Source organism: Prevotella sp. P6B1, assembly GCF_000702825.1.
Classification (GTDB): domain Bacteria; phylum Bacteroidota; class Bacteroidia; order Bacteroidales; family Bacteroidaceae; genus Prevotella.
In genome coordinates, this window is sequence record NZ_JNKF01000012.1 from 564,427 (window position 1) to 583,211 (window position 18,785).

At 45.7% G+C, this 18,785-nt stretch carries 10 protein-coding genes; all 10 read right to left on the bottom strand.

Annotation, left to right across the window (positions count from 1 at the left end; genetic code table 11):
• Positions 1–8 precede the first annotated feature (8 nt).
• Entirely contained in the window at positions 9–2,129 is a 2,121-nt protein-coding gene (locus tag T495_RS0109220) for a TIM-barrel domain-containing protein (protein ID WP_033148375.1), read from the bottom strand.
• Positions 2,130–2,172: 43 nt separating this feature from the next.
• Entirely contained in the window at positions 2,173–2,898 is a 726-nt protein-coding gene (locus T495_RS0109225) for a SusF/SusE family outer membrane protein (protein ID WP_081773198.1), read from the bottom strand.
• A 10-nt stretch (positions 2,899–2,908) separates the two neighbouring features.
• On the bottom strand, positions 2,909–5,158 hold the full coding sequence (locus T495_RS0109230; protein WP_028902427.1) for a glycoside hydrolase family 31 protein: 2,250 nt from the start codon (positions 5,156–5,158) through the stop codon (positions 2,909–2,911).
• Positions 5,159–5,340: 182 nt separating this feature from the next.
• Positions 5,341–6,942, bottom strand: coding sequence for a DUF6377 domain-containing protein (locus tag T495_RS0109235; protein WP_033148377.1), 1,602 nt, complete (start codon positions 6,940–6,942; stop codon positions 5,341–5,343).
• A gap of 164 nt (positions 6,943–7,106) precedes the next feature.
• Positions 7,107–8,360: a family 43 glycosylhydrolase gene (locus T495_RS0109240; RefSeq protein WP_028902429.1), complete on the bottom strand. Its 1,254-nt coding sequence runs from the start codon at positions 8,358–8,360 to the stop codon at positions 7,107–7,109.
• An 18-nt stretch (positions 8,361–8,378) separates the two neighbouring features.
• Positions 8,379–9,521 (bottom strand): SusE domain-containing protein, encoded by a 1,143-nt coding sequence (locus T495_RS0109245; protein ID WP_033148475.1) that lies wholly within the window; start codon positions 9,519–9,521, stop codon positions 8,379–8,381.
• A gap of 26 nt (positions 9,522–9,547) precedes the next feature.
• On the bottom strand, positions 9,548–11,464 hold the full coding sequence (locus T495_RS0109250; RefSeq protein ID WP_033148378.1) for a RagB/SusD family nutrient uptake outer membrane protein: 1,917 nt from the start codon (positions 11,462–11,464) through the stop codon (positions 9,548–9,550).
• Between the two features lie 16 nt (positions 11,465–11,480).
• A complete protein-coding gene (locus T495_RS0109255; protein WP_033148476.1) occupies positions 11,481–14,540 on the bottom strand; it encodes a TonB-dependent receptor in 3,060 nt (1,019 codons plus the stop codon).
• Between the two features lie 262 nt (positions 14,541–14,802).
• Positions 14,803–16,821 (bottom strand): hypothetical protein, encoded by a 2,019-nt coding sequence (locus tag T495_RS0109260; RefSeq protein WP_033148379.1) that lies wholly within the window; start codon positions 16,819–16,821, stop codon positions 14,803–14,805.
• A gap of 21 nt (positions 16,822–16,842) precedes the next feature.
• The gene (locus T495_RS0109265) at positions 16,843–18,534 is read right to left on the bottom strand and encodes a glycoside hydrolase family 76 protein (protein ID WP_081832069.1); all 1,692 of its coding nucleotides are present in this window, start codon (positions 18,532–18,534) and stop codon (positions 16,843–16,845) included.
• Between the last annotated feature and the right edge of the window lie 251 nt (positions 18,535–18,785).

Below are 18,785 nucleotides of genomic sequence, written 5' to 3' on the forward strand. Positions count from 1 at the left end.
AGTTAATATTAAAGGGAAATAGTTATATCACGACCTGTTTTCCAAGGACTATACTTCACCTTGCCACCATACACATAACCGATTCTGATTTTTCGATCAATTGGTGACATCAAGCCATCCTTTTGACGGAGCGTAACCTTCAGGACATTCTTTTCCTTCACAGCTTTCATCTCAGTAAGGCGATATTGTCCTTTCTGATAGCCAAATCCATCGCCTTCATCCTCATACAGCTGTCCTTTTGCAAAGCCATTGCGGTCAACACATACCAAGAGAGTCAACGAATCAGTACGTATTTCTGCCGTGCTCTGAGCCAGATTTGCCAAAGGAATAATTGACCCCGGACGCTGACGTAATTCTGCCTGATAGCTATCCGTATTTGCCTCAAGCGTCAGCTTTTGCCAGCTACCTCCATCGGGCTGTGCCACCTCTGTTGCCCACTGTGGACGAACCATCAGGTCAGCGCCCAACAGGAATGCACGATCCTCCCTGCGAAGACTCAGATCCTTGGGATCATTCATAAACAACGGACGCATGACTGGCATACCATTGATACTAGCCTCACGGAAACAGGTATAGATATAGGGCATCAACATATAGCGACGGTTAATCGCTGTGCGACATACATCCAGTACTTTTGGGGAAAAGGCCCATGGCTCTTGAGGTATCGTCCCCTTTGTGTTATGATTACGAACAAAGGGGAAATAGGCGCCTATAGCTGTCCACTGTGCCACTAACTCTGCATTAGAATTTTCACAGAATCCACCAATATCTGGTCCATTAAAAGGTTGTCCACTAAGGCCAAGCGTCAGCGACATAGGGATGCTTAGTTTCATGTGGTCGGGAGCAGACAGGTTGTCTCCTGTCCAAGTGGCTGCATAACGATGTCCACCTAAGAAGTTTGAACGTGACAGGATGAAAGGACGCTTCTGCGGATTAGCCAACAGCAGCCCCTGACGACTGGCACGTACCATGTTCAATCCGAACACGTTATGGAAACGCAGATGTGCCCCTGCGGTCACCCCCTCGCCCCCGTCGTGCTGATTATCACGTGGCATCGTATTCTCTGGCATATCGAATACGGCAGGTTCGTTCATATCGTTCCAAACACCATCAACACCTTTAGCCATAAAGTCTTTATAAAGTGTAGCCCACCATGTACGGACTTCCGGACGGGTAAAATCGGGAAAGTGACAAGCACCAGGCCACACATTACCCTCAAAAGGTTTGCCGTTACGGTCTTTCACCCAATAGTCACTGGCAGTCCCCTGGTCATCCACGAAATAGCCTTTCTCCACCTTGACACCCGGATCAATCATGTAAACCGTCTTGAAGTTGTTCTGATGAAGATAGTCGTTCAGTCTGTTGGGGTTGGCAAAACCATTGGGATCGAAGGTAAAGATACGATAACCATCCATATAATCTATATCCATCCATATCACATCTGAGGGGATACGATGACGACGAAGCTGGTCGGCTATCTCCATCACCTTATTATCTGGATAATAAGTATGTCGACACTGATGATAGCCAAGTGACCAAAGAGGAGGTAACGACATGTTGCCAGTCAAATTAACCAAAGCCTGCATCAACGCCTGCGGACTTTCACGTTCAATGACAAATACACGAAAAGCAGGGCCTTCGCTATCAAAAGTCACTAAATGGTCTGCTGTTGTTATTTTCTGTCGCCAGGTATTATCGGCAATAATACCAAAGGCAGTACCATCCTTTCGGAGTCCCATAACCCAAGGATGACTCTGATAAAGATGAGAACCGCCATCGGTACCATAGGCTGGAGTATCGATATTCCATAATTCAATAGTACGACCGTTTCGACGCAATGGACCTGTTACTTCACCTGTTCCATAGAAATCCACATCATCAGGCACAGAGATTGTCGCCTGACTACGACCGCCTTTTTCACTGAACTCAACATGTAATGGCCAATTGGTAGTCAGTGGATTTACAGTGGCCGGTTCACGCTCGAAGATGGGAGAAGGTTGGTGCTGCTTGGCATCATAATGAGACGGGTAAAAAACGGCCACACTATCATTGGTCATGAAGGCTGTCTGAGCCATTGCTGTGGATACAATGGCCAGACATCCAAAGAACAAACTGATTCTTTCAGTCATACTTCCTAATAATTAACTAAATACGAATAATGTTTCAAATACTTTATTTCACCAGTTTAGCTTCTATAGTTTCATTGAACAGATCGACCTTGATACGATAACGTCCATCATGCGAAAGCGTCCATTTCGTATCAGGACCTCCTGTACGGAAACGCGCATCCTTTAAGATATCGGTTCCCTGCACATAAGGATGAATCGATTTGGGATGCCAACGATCCTGCCCTTGGAACTTGAAACTACCAGGTTCCTCTACCTCAGGATGTTGTTTCAAATCTCCCTCCCAGGTCCATACACAAGGATTGTCCATGCTCTGCTTCATCAGCAGCATATGTCCTTCAGCCTTCCAGCCCACCTCAGTAGCACCGCCTGCTAAGAACAACTCACCCCATGGTTGGAACAATTCACCACGCAACTGCTTTTTTTCCGTATCAATATGGAAACGGTAACGATCTTCACTCACAACAACCTGCCAAGTTGCATTCTTCACATCAACTGATTCGCTGTATCCTATTCCTTTGTTAACGATATTGGCATCAAGCTGATTCGGAGCCAGATAACAGGCTCCCTTACGCATCTTCTTTGCAGTCGAAATACGTAGTTCACCAGCTTGCAGTCGTCCAGCATATTTAAAATCGTTATCACTTACTTTTATTAACTTCTGAGTACCACCAGGAACAGCAGAACCTGTAATCCATAGTTCCTGATACTGCTGGGCAAACATGTTCATACATGTAATCAGACCCACAATCATCATGCATATCTTTTTCATACTGCTATCATTATTTAATTGTCACCGTTGTTTTCTTCTGGCACAATGTGCGAGGTATATTCACCGTCAGCACACGACTCTTCTCCTGATAGTTCCAAGAAGCGCTATCTATCTGGCGTCCGTCAATGCTCACAGCAGAAGGACGATTGACAGAAAGGAACTCTACCGTATAGGAACGAGCCTCTGGCATACCTGGGAAATTGCCTACACGTGGATGGATAATCAACGAGTTCCCCTCATGGCTGATGGTGGTAGTTGTATAAGCCCCCATCTTGTACCCTTCGGTATCGCCCTCATCCTCGTAAAGTGAAGTCTGGCCGTTACCACCAGGAATCACCTTCAATATCAAACGGTCAGGACGAGTATTTAGATTCATCATAGGAGGATTATTCACGATGACGCTACCTGCACGGAAGAAGTAAGGAATCTCTTCCATAGCATAGCGATCGGTAAAAATACGATTACCAGTCACCACCTTATTTCTACAAACATCGAACCAGCGTCCCTCAGGTAACCAAATACGACGAGGAGTCATGCCGTCGTTCTCTGGCTTAGTTACCACAGGAGCAACCAGGATATCGTCACCAAACATATACTCATCCTCAAACAGATAGGCATTGTTTGCTTCTGGCCACTCATAGTACAGAGGACGACACAAGCTGACACCAGTATCGTAAGCCTGACGGGCTGCAGTATAGATATAAGGCATTAATGCATAGCGCAACTTCACGGTCTCAAGCAGTGAAGGAAAATTCTCGTACTTCCAGATACGGCGCTCAATACCTTCCCAGTTAGTGGCATGTGTACGGAAAACTGGTGTGAACACACCAAACTGCATCCAACGCAGATAAATTTCCGGATCATTACCGCCCGTCTGCTGGTGTCCGCCTAAGTCATGCCCCCAATAGCCGAAGCCGACATTTGATGCAGTAGCGGTAAAATATGGTTGCCAAGCCAGTGTGCCATAGGTTGTGAAAGAGTCACCAGAGAAACCTATAGGATAACGATGGCTACCTAATCCACCCCAGCGATGGAAAATCAGTGGACGACGATCAGGACGATTCAAACGCATATCATTATAGAATACATGATTGCACCAGAAAGTCTCGCCCAAACCATCTACATACTTGCTAGTAAGGTTCTGTTGCCAGTCAAGCCACCAGAAGTCAACACCTTGGCGCTCACGAGCACGGATGATGTTTTTAAACATATGGTGGTAGAATCGTCCGTCACTTAGATTCCAAGGAACTACCTTGGTCTGCTTGTCCAGTCCCATATCTACACGAAGACTATCGAAGTAATCCTCATCATCATCCACACCATCAGCAGGGTGGAGATTCAGTGACACCTTTAAACCATTCTGATGCATCCAGTCTATCAATCCCTCTGGATCGGGTATGGCTGTACGGTCCCAAGTCCAACCAGTCCACCCCTCTGTATGCCAATCCATATCAAAGATCATCACATCCATGGGGATATGGAATCGTTTTACATCATTGACAATCTCCATGAATTCGTCAGAAGTATAACGCTGATATTTGCTATACCAATAACCAAGTACAAAGAGAGGAGGCATTGGCTGGCGTCCAGCCACCTTCACATAATCGCCCAAAGCTTTCTTGTACTGATGACCATAACCTAAGAAGTACCAATCGATAGCCTGCTTATCCACAGGTTCAGCCACCCAGTCAATACCATCTACCTGTTTATCAAAAACGAAAGTGGTTGATCCATCACCACGACGGGTCAATGGTGACTCGTCAATGATACTCCAACCTGCTCGCGACAACAATCCGTTCTCCAATTCCTGACGTTTATTGTCACCTATTTGTCCGTCAAGGGTACGGGTTGTTCCCTTCAGGTTAAGTGCGTCATCCTTACCAGGATACCACAACACCTGACGTCCATTTAGATTGAAACTAATATTCAGCACGTCAGCAGAAGGATGACGACCATCAATGACACCACCTATCTTATATTTAAGAGTAAGAGCTGATGTTTTAATCTCCAGATAACCATCCTTCTTTTCAGTTGTAAACTCAGGAACTGGCAGACGACGATTAACAACTGCGAAGGTAGCCCGATCTTCAAAAAGAGCACGATCGCTATACTGAATACGAATCATCTCTGGAGTTAACACTGTAAAGCGTGCCTTGCCTGACCTAACAACGGCATCTGGGTGCGCCATTGGATTCAGATTCTGAGCCCACACCGGGTTCAGACCAAACAGAACAAGTAAAAAAGCAAAAATACGTTTCATATTAAAATAGTTATTCTTAAATTTTCTCGGACAAAGGTACGGTTAATCACGCATTTAACGAAGAAAGTAAGTAAAAGTATAATCAATATCATCTTATACAAAAAGGAAGTAGCTGATAATCAACCACTTCCTTTTTGCCAGATTGTCTGTTTGTATAATAGAAATATATATCAGACAACCCGCTATATTTCCATAATCACACTCTCAAACTGCTCATTATCAATCAACGAACGGTTTTTTATTCTTGTTTTATAAGTATTAACTGTATGAACGGAGTAATCCAAGAACTTGGCAATTCTTTCACTTTCATTGATACCCAAACGTATAAGTGCAAAAATACGCATCTCAGAAGTCAAAGAATGCTTATTAGGGGGCATTTTGCGTTCGCTTTCCTCAAACAAAGCATTGTAGCGTTCCACAAAATCGGGGAATAGCTTTAAGAATGTCTGATCAAATGCTTCATACATATTCTCACGTTCACTATTGAGATTCGATAACTTCATCATCGAACGCAGATCTTCATACTGTCGGGCAGCAATCTTACGATCAATTGCCATATAGAGTTTCTCCAATTTGGTGATAAACTCAGCATTTGTATAGAATGAACGGCCTATATAGGCGTTCTTAATTTTTGCGTCTTCCTGTAGTTGCAGATTACTACGTTTCAACTGTTCCAACTGTCCGGCAATCGTCTCTCTGGCTTCAGTCAGTTTCTGATTCTTCCTACGAATTGTCCTGTAACTCCACAAACAAGCCAATAACAAAATGATAAACAGGCCCGATACCACAAAAAGCCAGTTACGCTGACCACGCATCATATCATAACGATCTTGCTCAATAATGGGAAGGATATCGTTGATTTCCACCTTTCTTAGTCTCGTACCATAGAAGTTCACATCTTCCAAGGCCTGATGTACATAGATACTGGCTCGTTCATGTTCCCCCTTCTTGAATATCAAACGCGACAAATGATAAAGGGCAGTAATTTCGCGGGTAGCCGTTTCATTATCGGCAATAGCAGACTGAGCAAAATAAACAATCGCCTTATCCTCATGTTCAAGCCAAATATGTGCCCATGCCATCTCTGCCATGGTCTTAGCACGCAGATGCAGATCATTGCCACAACCATTCAACACATTCTCAAAAGATGCGAGTGCTTTTTGATACTCATGGTCACGCATCTGCCGGGAACCGGTAACAGACCACCATATGCAGGAATTTGAAGGGACCACCTGTTTCACAGAGTCCAGATAGGCATTGCTCCACGTGATATACTTTGTATAGAAGGGATCTTCCTTCACATAATCAGCCATGCTACGCCATAACTGACTATTAATTTCGTAGTAGTCCTTCAATAAACCACTACTTAACTGTGTTTTATCAATGGTCTTGATAATATCAAGCGACTCACTCAATATTCCGGCCGAAATCAGGGAGAATGCAATAGCTAACTTTGCCTGGGCTATTTCTTGGTCCTGATGTTGACGGGTAGCAATGTCTAAACAAACATAGGCGTAGTGCCTTGCCGAATCATAGCGATAACTTTTATATTCATCGAATAAGGCATATGTCTGCGCAAACTCACGCCCCTCTGCTTGGGCTTTCGCCATACCATCCTTTAGGTTCTGAATACGATCAATACGCTGTTTTTCAAAATAACTGCGCTTGGCAAGACTGGCATCAAGTTTATCAAGCCAGTCAGCAGTCGTTTTATCTAATGAGGCATGGACAGGCAAAACAAACAATACCAATACACATATTAGTATACGATTTTTAATTTTCATTTAGTCAGTACTTTCGTTAATTGCAGCCAAAGTTAAAGATAAAAAACTAACAAAGCACTATGTCAATTCAAATTATAACAATTATTAACTCTGAAATAAACCAATAGGCAATTAATGACTTGTTCAAAGTCACTAAGTGCCTATTGACATGCTAACAGCACGAGTCACAACTTCATCAGTTTCTCAACCTTGACACCAGTTTTTCCACTGAGTCTCACGAAATAAGGACCACTTGCAATATGACTTGTATCTATGATAGCAGTGCGACTTGCACTACCTCTTCCCATTGTCATACCATTCATTTGTATAAGCTGCCAGCTAAATGCTTCATCAAAAGGAGCATCGACACGGATCAGCTGACGATTTTCTGTTGGCATAAAGATATAGTTATTATCTACCGTAACACTCTCTACGCCAGCAGCTTCACCAAAGAGTGGGACATCTGCTTCGGTAGATGGTTCCTGATTCTGAATATACGGCCAGCCATCAGATCCCCACTCCACACGATCCAGATAAGTAACACGACCTGCATCCACATCACTGGCTTGAAAACCATGATAGAGGACCCAAGTCTGTCCAGCATCATCCTGCACAAACTCAGAGCAATGCCCCGGGCCATATACTTCTGGACTCTTGCCAAGCAACATAGAGAAGTTGTCACCGATAGCTGAACGTCCGTTACGGTCAACATAAGGTCCAAAGAGGTTACGCGAACGAGCGACAACCATACGATAGGTACTGTTAGCGCCTTCGCAACAAGAACCAGCAGAGCCAATCAGATAATAATAACCATTATGCTTGACAATCATGGTGGCCTCTATCAGACCGCCTGCAATCTTTTTTGGAACACATCCTTCTTTTACAGCCAGTCCGTCCTCAGTCAATTCCACGCCATAGATATCGTGGAATGATCCCCAGAAGAGGTAATTATGACCATCATCCTGAATAAAGAAAGGATCGATACAGTTTTCTATACCAACCTCACTTGAAATAAACAGTTTATGAGCATCATGAAATCCGCCATTAGGGCGATCACTGACTGCCACACCAATACCACACTCCCAAGTTTTCCCCCATTCCGATTTTGAGTAGTAGAGCACGTATTGACCACCAACATAATTGATATCCGGTGCCCAGATACCTCCTCCAGGACAGTAGTCCATCGGACGAGTCCTATCGTTGAAAGCTGTGCCGACAAAACGCCAATTCACAAGGTCCTTCGAACGATAGATAGGTACATTATGCGTATCCTCGGTAGCATACAGGTAGAAGAAACCATCAGCAGCCTTGATAACTGTAGGATCAGGCAAGCTGTAATTGATTACAGGATTCTGATAAGTCTTTGAGCCATCACCGGCGTATGCGCCAGAAAAGGCGCATACAGCCAGGATCAAGCAAAGAAACGGTTTAATTATCATACTATATTTGCAATTAACTTAATTTGCTGGTTCAAACTTGGTCCACATATCTGTGGCAAGCAGGCAAAGTGTGAAAGTGTATCGACCACTCACAGATGGTACCCACTTCACATCACCGCCATTATCCTGATAACGGAATGTTGACAAACGGTGATCAGTCAAAGGATCGGCATTCATCTCCGGTGCGAAGAAGAAGGGGTCGCCCCAGCCTCCACCGACACCGATTTTGAGCTCACCGCCAGCGATGAAGTCACCTGTCCATGCGTAGTAATAGGGCTCACGTGCCGTACCAACCATCTCCAGTCGTCCGTTGGTGGTATTGGTATTCCAACCTACAGAGCAGCCATTACCGCAGATCCATATTTGACCTGGTGTGGGCAACTGTACGATGTCTAATACACGGCAGTCGTTGAAGCCTGTATTGGTGTCCACGATGACCGTACGCTTACCAATGCCATCGAAACGGAAATCACGGATCGTACCATCAGTGAAGTACTCCATCTGTTCTGCATCACCGCCATCAGCCATACCATAAGCAGGATAATCCGCATCGATGGTTGTAGCAAAGTGGAAATTACAAGGCGACATATCAAGCGTAGCCTCATAGATACCTGTACCTAACTGACGCTGTTCCAGACGCTGTGACACCTTCTGTCCGCCATCAGTGGTCATATGCATATAGATATAGGGTGGATATTTCTCATAACCAGTCACGGTGAACTCTACAGTTGAAACCTCTGGCTTTACATAATGCTGCTCATTGTGCACAACAGACAGCAGCTGAGCCGTCACCTTCAGTGCCTGTCCAGGCAGCGTCCACTTAGAGAGCATCGTATTCAGCTCGTCGTGTGTGATCGAGTACGTGAGATTGGTACCCAGATCGATATAGTCTGATTTGCTATCCTTCTGAGTAGAGGGATAAAGACACATCTTATAGGTCACCTCATCTGTAGCAGAGAGAGGACTTGACGCAGCATCCCACGTAAAGGTTACGGCCGCCTGATCAGCGATGCCCTTATTGAGCACGATTTCCTCCACAGAGCTCTTGATATGCATTTCATCGGGATAGGTCTCCAGGCTAAAATACTCTGGATCCTTATTACATGACCCCAGCAGCAAGCCCATGCACAAGGCACTGAAGGTCCATATATACTTCTTCATAATATTTTCCTTTAAACTATTAATCATTAATTATTAAGCCAGAACGGTGCCTCACGAAGGTTGGGGTTCTTCTCGTACTCGTCGATATAGATTGGCATCCAGTAGTACTGCTTCTTCCAGATACGTGTCTGGAAGACCGTACGCTTGAAGAACTCGTTGGCATTGCTGCCCTGGAAGTTCATACCATAGCAGTCACCACACATCTCAGGCAGGTTCTCAGCCTCTTTCCAACGACGGATATCATACCAGCGGTTGTTCTCACAGCAGAGCTCTACACGACGCTCAGCACGGATCACACGACGCAGCTCATCCTGGGTATCATCGACATGGATGTAATTCTCATCCATCTCGGTCACATCATCAGTGGTATACTGACGCACACCGGCACGTACACGAATACGGTTCAAGTATTCCAAAGCTTCCTGACGCGAAGCACTATTGTCATAGCACTCGTTAACAGCCTCAGCATAGTCCAGATAAGTGAAAGCCAGACGATAAGTAAAGCCCTGACGTGGGGTAATAGCACCTGTCAGATTATTATCGAGTACATTCAAACTCTTACGAGCCAGATAACCATTCTGTGGGGCATCATGAGGTGAAGAGGTCTGTACATTGTCACGACCATTATAGAAGAAATTGTACTTACGGTTACCAACAGCCAGCCAAGCACCATGGAAGGATACGGCATTGTAGAAACGTGGTTCACGGTTACAGTACATGTTATAAGTACCACGAGCTGTCACCTCACCAGGTTTTCCTGTTCCGAACTCCCAACTGGTCACATCCGAACGGTCATCAACAGCCGTTGACATACCCTCCTCTACATAACCAGAGTTAGGATCGGTGATAGGCAGACCGTTCTTGGTGAAGAAGGCATCAACAAGCCCCTGATAAACACCCAGACCATTACCGCCACCGTACTCACGCACGCTCACCTTCGTGAGGAAGAAATTATAGTTGTTATCCTTGGTGACAGGGAAGGTAATCTCGTGGTTACCCTCACTCCAACGTTTGATGTGCACATTATAGGTACTCATAAAGGGGTCGACGTCACCATTAGGACCTTTCTCCGTATAGAGCTCATAACCGGCTTTCTCAGCCTCACCGATACAGAGTTTCAATGCATCGACGGCACGTACCCACTTCTGTGGATCGTAATCAGGATTAAAGATCTGCTCGCCCTTATCGTTTACATACTCCTTATACCAAGGGTTACCATTAACCAGCGGACTGGCAGCGAAGAGCAGCATTCGTGAACGTACAGTGAGTGCCATAATACGGTTGATACGACCATACTTTGAAGGATCATCATAGACTGCAGGCAATGCCATTGCTGCCTCCAGCATCTGCTTGTCGCAATAGTCAACCACATCATCAAACTTAGACTGACCAACCATCAGATCAGAGAGGTTGAAATCGGTTGGTGCGATATAATCGGGCTTAAAGGGGATACCACCATAAGTCTCAGCCAACTGCCACCAACCATAGGCGGTGAGGAATTTTACCTCATTCTTCATGTTGTCCACCTCCTGCTGGGGCAGATCGTGGTCAGGCATAGCCTTTACCATATTATTGAAGATATAACCATGACGGATATAACGGGGCATCATCTGCCAGTAGTTCGCATCCCATTGCGAGTTGATCGTCCACTGACCGAAAATCTTGGGGATGACCTTACTCCAGTCCCACTGCTGCCAGCGCTTAGAGGGTGTGAGGTCATCGGCAAACACCTCGTAACCGTCAGTCGTCAGTGCCCATTTATCAGGCGTATGGATTACATTATACACATAGGCCAACCAAGAATAGACCTTTTCACGGTTCTCAAACACCATATCGGTGGTGAGCTCGGTATCTGGCTCTTTGTCAAGATAATCGGAACATGACACTAACGAGCCACTAAGTGCACTGATGGCACAGAAAATATATAGAAGTTTCTTCTTCATAACGATAAACTATAAACTAAAAGTTAATGTCAAGACCGAACATTACAGAACGGTTCATTGGATATTTCAAACCATCGTTGGTACCCAACTCAGGATCCCACAGTTTGAATGACGACAGACAGAACAGGTTATTACCGCTGACAAACACACGGCAACTCTTCACATAGAAATTCTGCAGCCAAGACTTGGGGAAGGTATAGCCCACCTCAATCGTCTTACAACGCAGGAAGCTCATATCTTTCTTCCACCATGTAGAGCGACGGTAGTTGTTCACATTAGGACCATAGGTGAGGCGTGGCCAGAAAGCATAAGCATCCTGATTATCCTCTGTCCAGCGGTCATTGATGTTATAGCTGTATGCATTACCCTCGGTTGTGGTACCACCACCAGGCAGGAAGTAAGGCTGGTTACCGATGACACGATACATATCACCTGTTCCCTGGAAGAAGAAGTTGAAGTCCACATTCTTGTAGCTGATCACACCACCAAAACCGAAGACGATACGTGGATCCTCTGTACCACCGATGAAGCCCTCATCAGCCTCAGTGATAACACCATCTTTATCCACATCCACATATTTGATATCACCAGGATGGAGTACAGCAGCGCCTACACCCTCCTGTGAAGGAATACCTTCCTTCAGGGTACCATCGGCGTTGAAGTCATCGTAGGTGAACAGACGCTCCGCTCTCAAGCCCCAGAGCTCGTTCATTGAACGTCCTGTAGCAGAACGGTGGGTGCCCTTCAGTGCCTCGGGCTCATCCTTCTCATCCACGCGGTTCTTGGCATAGGTGAAGTTACCATAGGCCGAGGTAAACAGATTCTTATTCCACTGCTTGTGGAAGTTGAGGGTAGCCTCGAAGCCATGGTTAGACACCTGACCGAAGTTCGCCCAAGGCGCTCTCACGAAACCGGTCTGTGTTGGGATGATGCTACGCTGCATGAAGATATTCTTACGTTTCTCACCAAAGATATCGAAGTTCAGGTCGAGCATGTTCCACAAACCAAGTTCAATACCTAGGTTCTTCTTGGTGACTGTTTCCCAAGTCAGGTTGTCAACACCAATCTCACCCTCTGTAATACCTTTGGCACCATCTCTGTTATAGTTGCGCTGACCATTCGTTCCCCAGATATAACCTTGCTCATTAGTGAGCAGTGTACCCAGATAAGCAAAACGACGACCACCGATATTATCATCACCGGCCTGTCCAATGCTGGCACGGAACTTAATCTTATGGAAGATGGGCTTCAGTTTCTCCATGAAGTGCTCCTCACTCAGCAGCCAACCAATAGCTACAGAAGGGAAGAAACCAAAGCGCTTACCCTTGGCAAAGTTCTCTGAGCCATTGTAACCGAAGTTGAACTCAGCCACATAACGGTTATCATAGGTTGCCGACAGACGTCCAGCAATACCCTGCTTACGATAGTCCTGAATGCTGCCATCGTCGTAGGCCTGCTGGTTATAGAGCACCATGGCATCGATGTCGGTCTTACCAAAACGCTGGCTATACATCAGGTCGGTCTCAAAGTATACACGTGTATTACCATATTCGTTACCCTGCTCGTTGCCTAAAGACTCGTCACCAGCCTCGTGCTGAGAGTAGATCAGGTTACCCTCCTCATCACGACCTGTAGCAGGGAACACGGTAGCAGGCTTAGCAGTACGGCTACGACGGCTACGGTTCCAACGGTCGAAGCTGAACAAAGCCTTCGCCTTCAGTCCAGGCAGGATCATCTTCAGGTCCTGTTCTACGCTGAACAAGGTCTGGATCTTACTTGAGGTGATAAAGTCGTAACCCTGCTGTGTTACTGTACGCCATGGGTTGGCACGATAAGAGATAACAGGGATAGCGCCATCGCTATAGCGTGCTGGATGTACGAAAGGCAGGGTGCGGAAAGCCTCACCAAAAGCGCCATCAGTATCACAACGCTGCTTTCTGAAACGGTTCAGATAGCCACCGATGTTCACACGGAGCATGGTTGTCTTAGTCACATCCATATCGATGTTGGTGCGCAGGTTAAACTGCTGGTTGTTGGTTGAGTTATCGAAGATCAGACTCTTATCCTGCTCCAGGATACCCGACTCCTTGAAATAAGAAGCGACAATAGAGTAGCGCAAGAAGTCAGAACCACCACTGATATCCAGATTACCACGTGTAGCATATGAATAGTCCTTTGTGATAGCATCGATCCAGTTCACATTAGGATAGAGGTCGGGATCGTAGCCTGAACGGGTACGGTCGATCTGCAGCTGTGTGAAAGGCAAAGCCACGCCATCCTGCTGAGCCAAGCCGTTGAGCAAGGTCATATAGTCTGGCGCGTTCATGAACTTAGGCATCTTTGTGGGTTCGCTGATAGAATGCTCTACATGGAAGTTCACCTGTGGCGCGCCAATCTTACCACGCTTGGTGGTGATAACAATCACACCATTAGCACCACGCACACCATACATGGCTGAGGCCGAAGCATCCTTCAGGATGGAGAACGATTCGATTTCTGCCACATCCACATTGTTCAAGTCGCGCTCCACACCATCAATCAGGATCAGAGGGTTGTTGCTGCCTGAGAAAGTAGAGATACCACGGATCCAGAAGTTAGAGTCGTCATAGCCAGGCTCACCAGAGCGCTGGATACCGATGACACCACTCAACTTACCGGCCAGGTTATTAGATAATGTGCGCGTAGAACCAAACTGTAATTCAGAGGGACGGATGGTCTCGATAGCACCGATGATAGATGCTTTCTTCTGACTGGAATAACCAGTAACCACCACTTCAGTAAACTCATTGGTCTCCTCTTCCAACATCACATTGATAAGACGAGAGCCATTCACCTTGACTTGCTTACTGGCAAATCCAATATAATTGAATTCCAGCGTAGCGCTGTTTTTTAAAGGTACCGTGATTCGGAACATACCATCAGCATCTGTGATGGCACGGGTTTCAGTACCTACCAATGTTACGGTAACACCAATAAGCGGTTCTTTCTGCTTATCGGTAACAAGACCAGTCACCTGATTAGTCTGTACGCCTTGTGCCATCATGACAGGAGCCTGAGGCAACAACGGAGCAGCCATCAACATTGTCAGACTGCAAAGCATCACAGAACCGGCAGGTAGCCAGGAGTGACAGAATTTGGATAGTTGTTTGTTCATCTTTTGTTTTATTTGTTAGTTGAGATTGATTTCGGGTGCAAAATTAGCTCGTTATATTCATTATCCATCAATTAATACGATTTGTATAACCCACAATCTACTCTCTTTCAGATAATACATATTGATTATCAAATAGTTATAAGTTTTACTCTTGATAGGGTTGTATAACGGAAATATAGGACTATTACTTGAGGAAATTAACCGTTCGCTGGGGTGAATATAGCTCCCAGAGAGATGCTACCGTCCATCCTGCAGCAAAAATGTCGTTATAGAATCCTTTACCGTTCCGTCCATAATCCCAATGTGTATGTTGAACCACCTCTGGATAGAATCCTGGCACAGCGATACCACACAAACGGTCTTCAGTTGGCAGCAACTGGCAGAGCGAAGATTCAATAACACCACACATCTGCGCGAAGCGCTTCTCACCAGTCTCGGTAGCAAGCCACTTGACAATATGCGGCAACTCAAACACGAACACATCGATATGGTTATTCTCTACCGACACATTACTCCACCCACGACTTTTGAAACCGAGATCGCCCAACATCTGTCCTTTAGCAAAAGGCACATCCCACGTATAATACCATGAAAGCGCAAAGTAGGTAGCCTGGCGACAGAGTTCTATATAATGCTGACGCTCCTGCTTCTTTGTGACCATGGCCAGATAATAGGTGGCAGTCACAGCACTGATAGCGGCTTCCTTATCCTCACAATTAGCATCCAGGGTAGAAGAAAAATAGTCGCTCTTCGAGATGATATTCTTCTCCAAATAGTCAACAGTCTGCTTAGCAGCCTTCAGATAACGCTTATCGCCGAAATACTTATAACCCATCACCAGTGTCGAAGTGGCACTGGGAGTTGAACCACCCGAGGCATCAACGTCACTATGGTCATCACGATATTTGCGAGAGAAACTGCCATCAGCCTTCTGCAACAGTAGCATTTGATTGAGCAGCGTACGCATCTTTTGTTCCCAGTCCTTATGCTGACGTCCGTGTTTCTTCTCATAAGTCAGATAGTGTAGTACGGCATAGACTGCCTCTGACTGCTGACGGATGCTATGAATAAAATCCTGATCCTGAGGAATTCCGTGACTGATGCGCATATCATCCTTAAAATAGCCTTTAGCAGTGATTCCATGCTGCAGCCAACTATCAAAGATGGCCTGCCCCATATCTACCAAGACTTTCTCCCCTGTCTGTTCACCATACTCCAATGAATTGAAGGCATTCAATAAGACACGGCCAACGAACCCCAGAGTGACATGATCGGCAGGTTTGCAATCATCGCAACGCAGATTGGAACCAGAGTGATATTTGAGGGCATACTTATCCACATAGGCCTGACGGAAGTAGTTAGCCAACTGCGCCTTCATCTGTTCTGACGAATAGGGTGAATCAATAGGCTGCGGATTGATACGCTCCATACAATAGCTCCATGTGTCAGCCACGAACTGTCCATAGTCCTTGGCCTCATGCTCGTGGATGAGCCATGTTAACGACAGTTGCTCGCCAGCTTCAAGACAAGCAAAAGTAGTAGCAGGATTCACCAATGTAAGCTTGCGGATATAGCGTTTTGGGGTTTCAACCCAAGGATAGCCAAAAGTCAATGAGGCATGTCCACTCTCATTATCAAAACCCAGATAGCCTATCGAGGTACGTCCACCTAAGATAATTTCACCCTCCTGATGAGTGGTCAGTACTTCTGCACAATCTTCCAGTTGACGCAGTACAGTGAGCGAACGACCTGAGCGACTGTCAAAGACACCTGTAAGAGGCGATGACAGACGGTCCTCGCGAAAATTCCAACTCTTCGAAGTGTGGAATGAAGGTGCCTCACGAGGCGAACGCAGGTTCTTATGATACCAGAAGCCTGGCAGATAAAACTCACAGTCATCCGTCTGATAATCAGTCGAAGCACTGATACCCAAGTTAAAGTATACACGTCCCTTAGCCTTCAACGTTACTACAAGCCGCATATCCTTACCTTCTGGCACCTGCATTTCTGTAATGGTCACAGGCAGTTCAGCAGATGCTGACAAGCGATTACCATCTCTTGTCAGCTGGTATGCAACAGCTTTGTTACCAGGCTGTTTCAAGGATAATTTATAACTCAAGGTGTTCGCATCAAAAGCGTGAACCTGCGATGCAGCCAATAACATGACTGCTAAGATTGATTGTTTGAAAACTATTCTTTTCATTTGAATCTATAATATTAGTTATTATTGTCTGACGAGGTGTTTCTTCCCACCATGAATATAAAGTCTGCCCGACTGTGGATGTTCTACTGACGTTCCCTGTAGCGTGTACCATCGCGCATCGCAACCAACTTGATTGCTACCAGCCATAGTTGGTAACTCACGCATCGCTGTATCTTCGCCATAATAATGGTCGAGTGGCACCGCGCAAGCAGCCGAAAGAGCCGTAGATGCACCAAAGGCACAGGCCGACGAACTATAATCTACCCCATTATACTGATGGTTCTCGGCAGCTTTTGTCTGCCAGGCAGAATGACCAAACGAGAGGGAGTTCAGGTTATTATAAGCATGGAATGCATTGCCAATAAGCCATTTCTGAGTATCGATATCCTGAAACTCACGGGCGTAGAGTCCTGCATAGCGCATCAGGATTCCTTTAAAACCCTGGAAATCACCATCAGCGTTCTGACATACATGAACCACCCCAAACTCATTACATAACTCACGCTTTGCAAAAGCCAGAATACGATCGGCATCCTGTTTATAGCGACTATCCTGATAATGGCGATACAACAGAACTGCAGCCCCCAGCATCGTACCTTGGTTGTAGGTCGAAGCCCAGGTATTGCGGCTTACCACCTTACTATTATCAGGATTGAACACCACACTATCATCAACATGACCTGTGACAGTATTAAACAGATACTGTCGCTGGTTCTCATACAACTCACGCGCTTTTTCATAATAACTCTCATCACCCGAAGCCGCTGCAATATAACAAGCAGCCACCTCTGCAGGACCATTGATACAAGAGTTAGAGCCATTACGGTCGCCAGAGTTCTCTGCCCAACGCAACATGCCTACATAACCTAAGTAAGCACGCCTGTAAATCAGGTCGAAATTTCGTTTTGCATCGTCGAGATACATCTGTTTGCCCGTATTCTGGTAGCCACGGATAGCAGCAATGATGAGCCACATCACATCGTCGTTAAAATCATAGCCGAACCAATCGTAACCACTCACCACAGTACCACCGTTCCAGCTCGCTCCCACATGATAGCGCATATAGCGGTAACACTGTTCATACAGTGTCAGCAGTTCCGCTTCCTTAGTAGCTTCGTAACAGTCCAGTATAGCTTCCATCGTCTCTGCCTCGCCCCAGCTTCCATTCATGAAGGTGCGATAGTTCTGCCCCTTAAACTGCACATACTGCTCCAGAAATCCATCAATCATTCGGCGTCGAGCCGCTACATCGAAAGTATTCTGAGGCTCGACTTCCTCAAAGCGCCATCCCTGAGCAGTAGTTCCTGTCAGGGGCTGTGCGCCATCAGTAGTAGTCAACACACGCAGATATTTCTTCTGCAATTTCAGCTGATAGGTCTTCTGTGCCTCATCAATAGGCACCAACATCCAAGAGCAAGGTTCTGTACGCTGTGTTAGCGACATATTACTGGCATCCAGATACTTGCCTGTATAGACATTACGAAACAACATCTCACCATTACCAGCATCCAATACAGTCCACTGCTGGGCTGGCACATCCGTATTTGTCCATATCACCACTTCTGCTTTGTCGACCAAGGAGGCATTCTTCACGAAAAGTGATGCACCCTCTCTATTAGCTGACACAATGCGATACGTTTTTCCAGGCTCTATTGCAGCCTGCATGTTGATGGCTGACATAGCCGCCATAAAAAAGCATAAAATCCGTTTCATTTATCTTTAGTCATAAATTGTTTTGTTTATTAGCTGAATGCAGGTGCAAAGTTAGGGTATTTCTTCCGCACACGTATAATACATATAAAATGTATAAGCCACCTAACACTTATACATTTCAGCAAGCACTGATAATCAAGCACTTATACTCTTGTTAAAGCCTCGTTTGTATTATACAATTCAAACGTTATAAAACAATAATTTCAGTAAGATTGACACATTTTTCGCCCATCTATGTCCACTTATTCCTG

Bases quoted from the DNA above. Each gene is read 5' to 3' on its own strand.
- T495_RS0109220 (WP_033148375.1), bottom strand. From the start codon at position 2,129: ATGACTGAAAGAATCAGTTTGTTCTTTGGATGTCTGGCCATTGTATCC.
- T495_RS0109225 (WP_081773198.1), bottom strand. From the start codon at position 2,898: ATGAAAAAGATATGCATGATGATTGTGGGTCTGATTACATGTATGAAC.
- T495_RS0109230 (WP_028902427.1), bottom strand. From the start codon at position 5,158: ATGAAACGTATTTTTGCTTTTTTACTTGTTCTGTTTGGTCTGAACCCG.
- T495_RS0109235 (WP_033148377.1), bottom strand. From the start codon at position 6,942: ATGAAAATTAAAAATCGTATACTAATATGTGTATTGGTATTGTTTGTT.
- T495_RS0109240 (WP_028902429.1), bottom strand. From the start codon at position 8,360: ATGATAATTAAACCGTTTCTTTGCTTGATCCTGGCTGTATGCGCCTTT.
- T495_RS0109245 (WP_033148475.1), bottom strand. From the start codon at position 9,521: ATGAAGAAGTATATATGGACCTTCAGTGCCTTGTGCATGGGCTTGCTG.
- T495_RS0109250 (WP_033148378.1), bottom strand. From the start codon at position 11,464: ATGAAGAAGAAACTTCTATATATTTTCTGTGCCATCAGTGCACTTAGT.
- T495_RS0109255 (WP_033148476.1), bottom strand. From the start codon at position 14,540: ATGGCTGCTCCGTTGTTGCCTCAGGCTCCTGTCATGATGGCACAAGGC.
- T495_RS0109260 (WP_033148379.1), bottom strand. From the start codon at position 16,821: ATGAAAAGAATAGTTTTCAAACAATCAATCTTAGCAGTCATGTTATTG.
- T495_RS0109265 (WP_081832069.1), bottom strand. From the start codon at position 18,534: ATGAAACGGATTTTATGCTTTTTTATGGCGGCTATGTCAGCCATCAAC.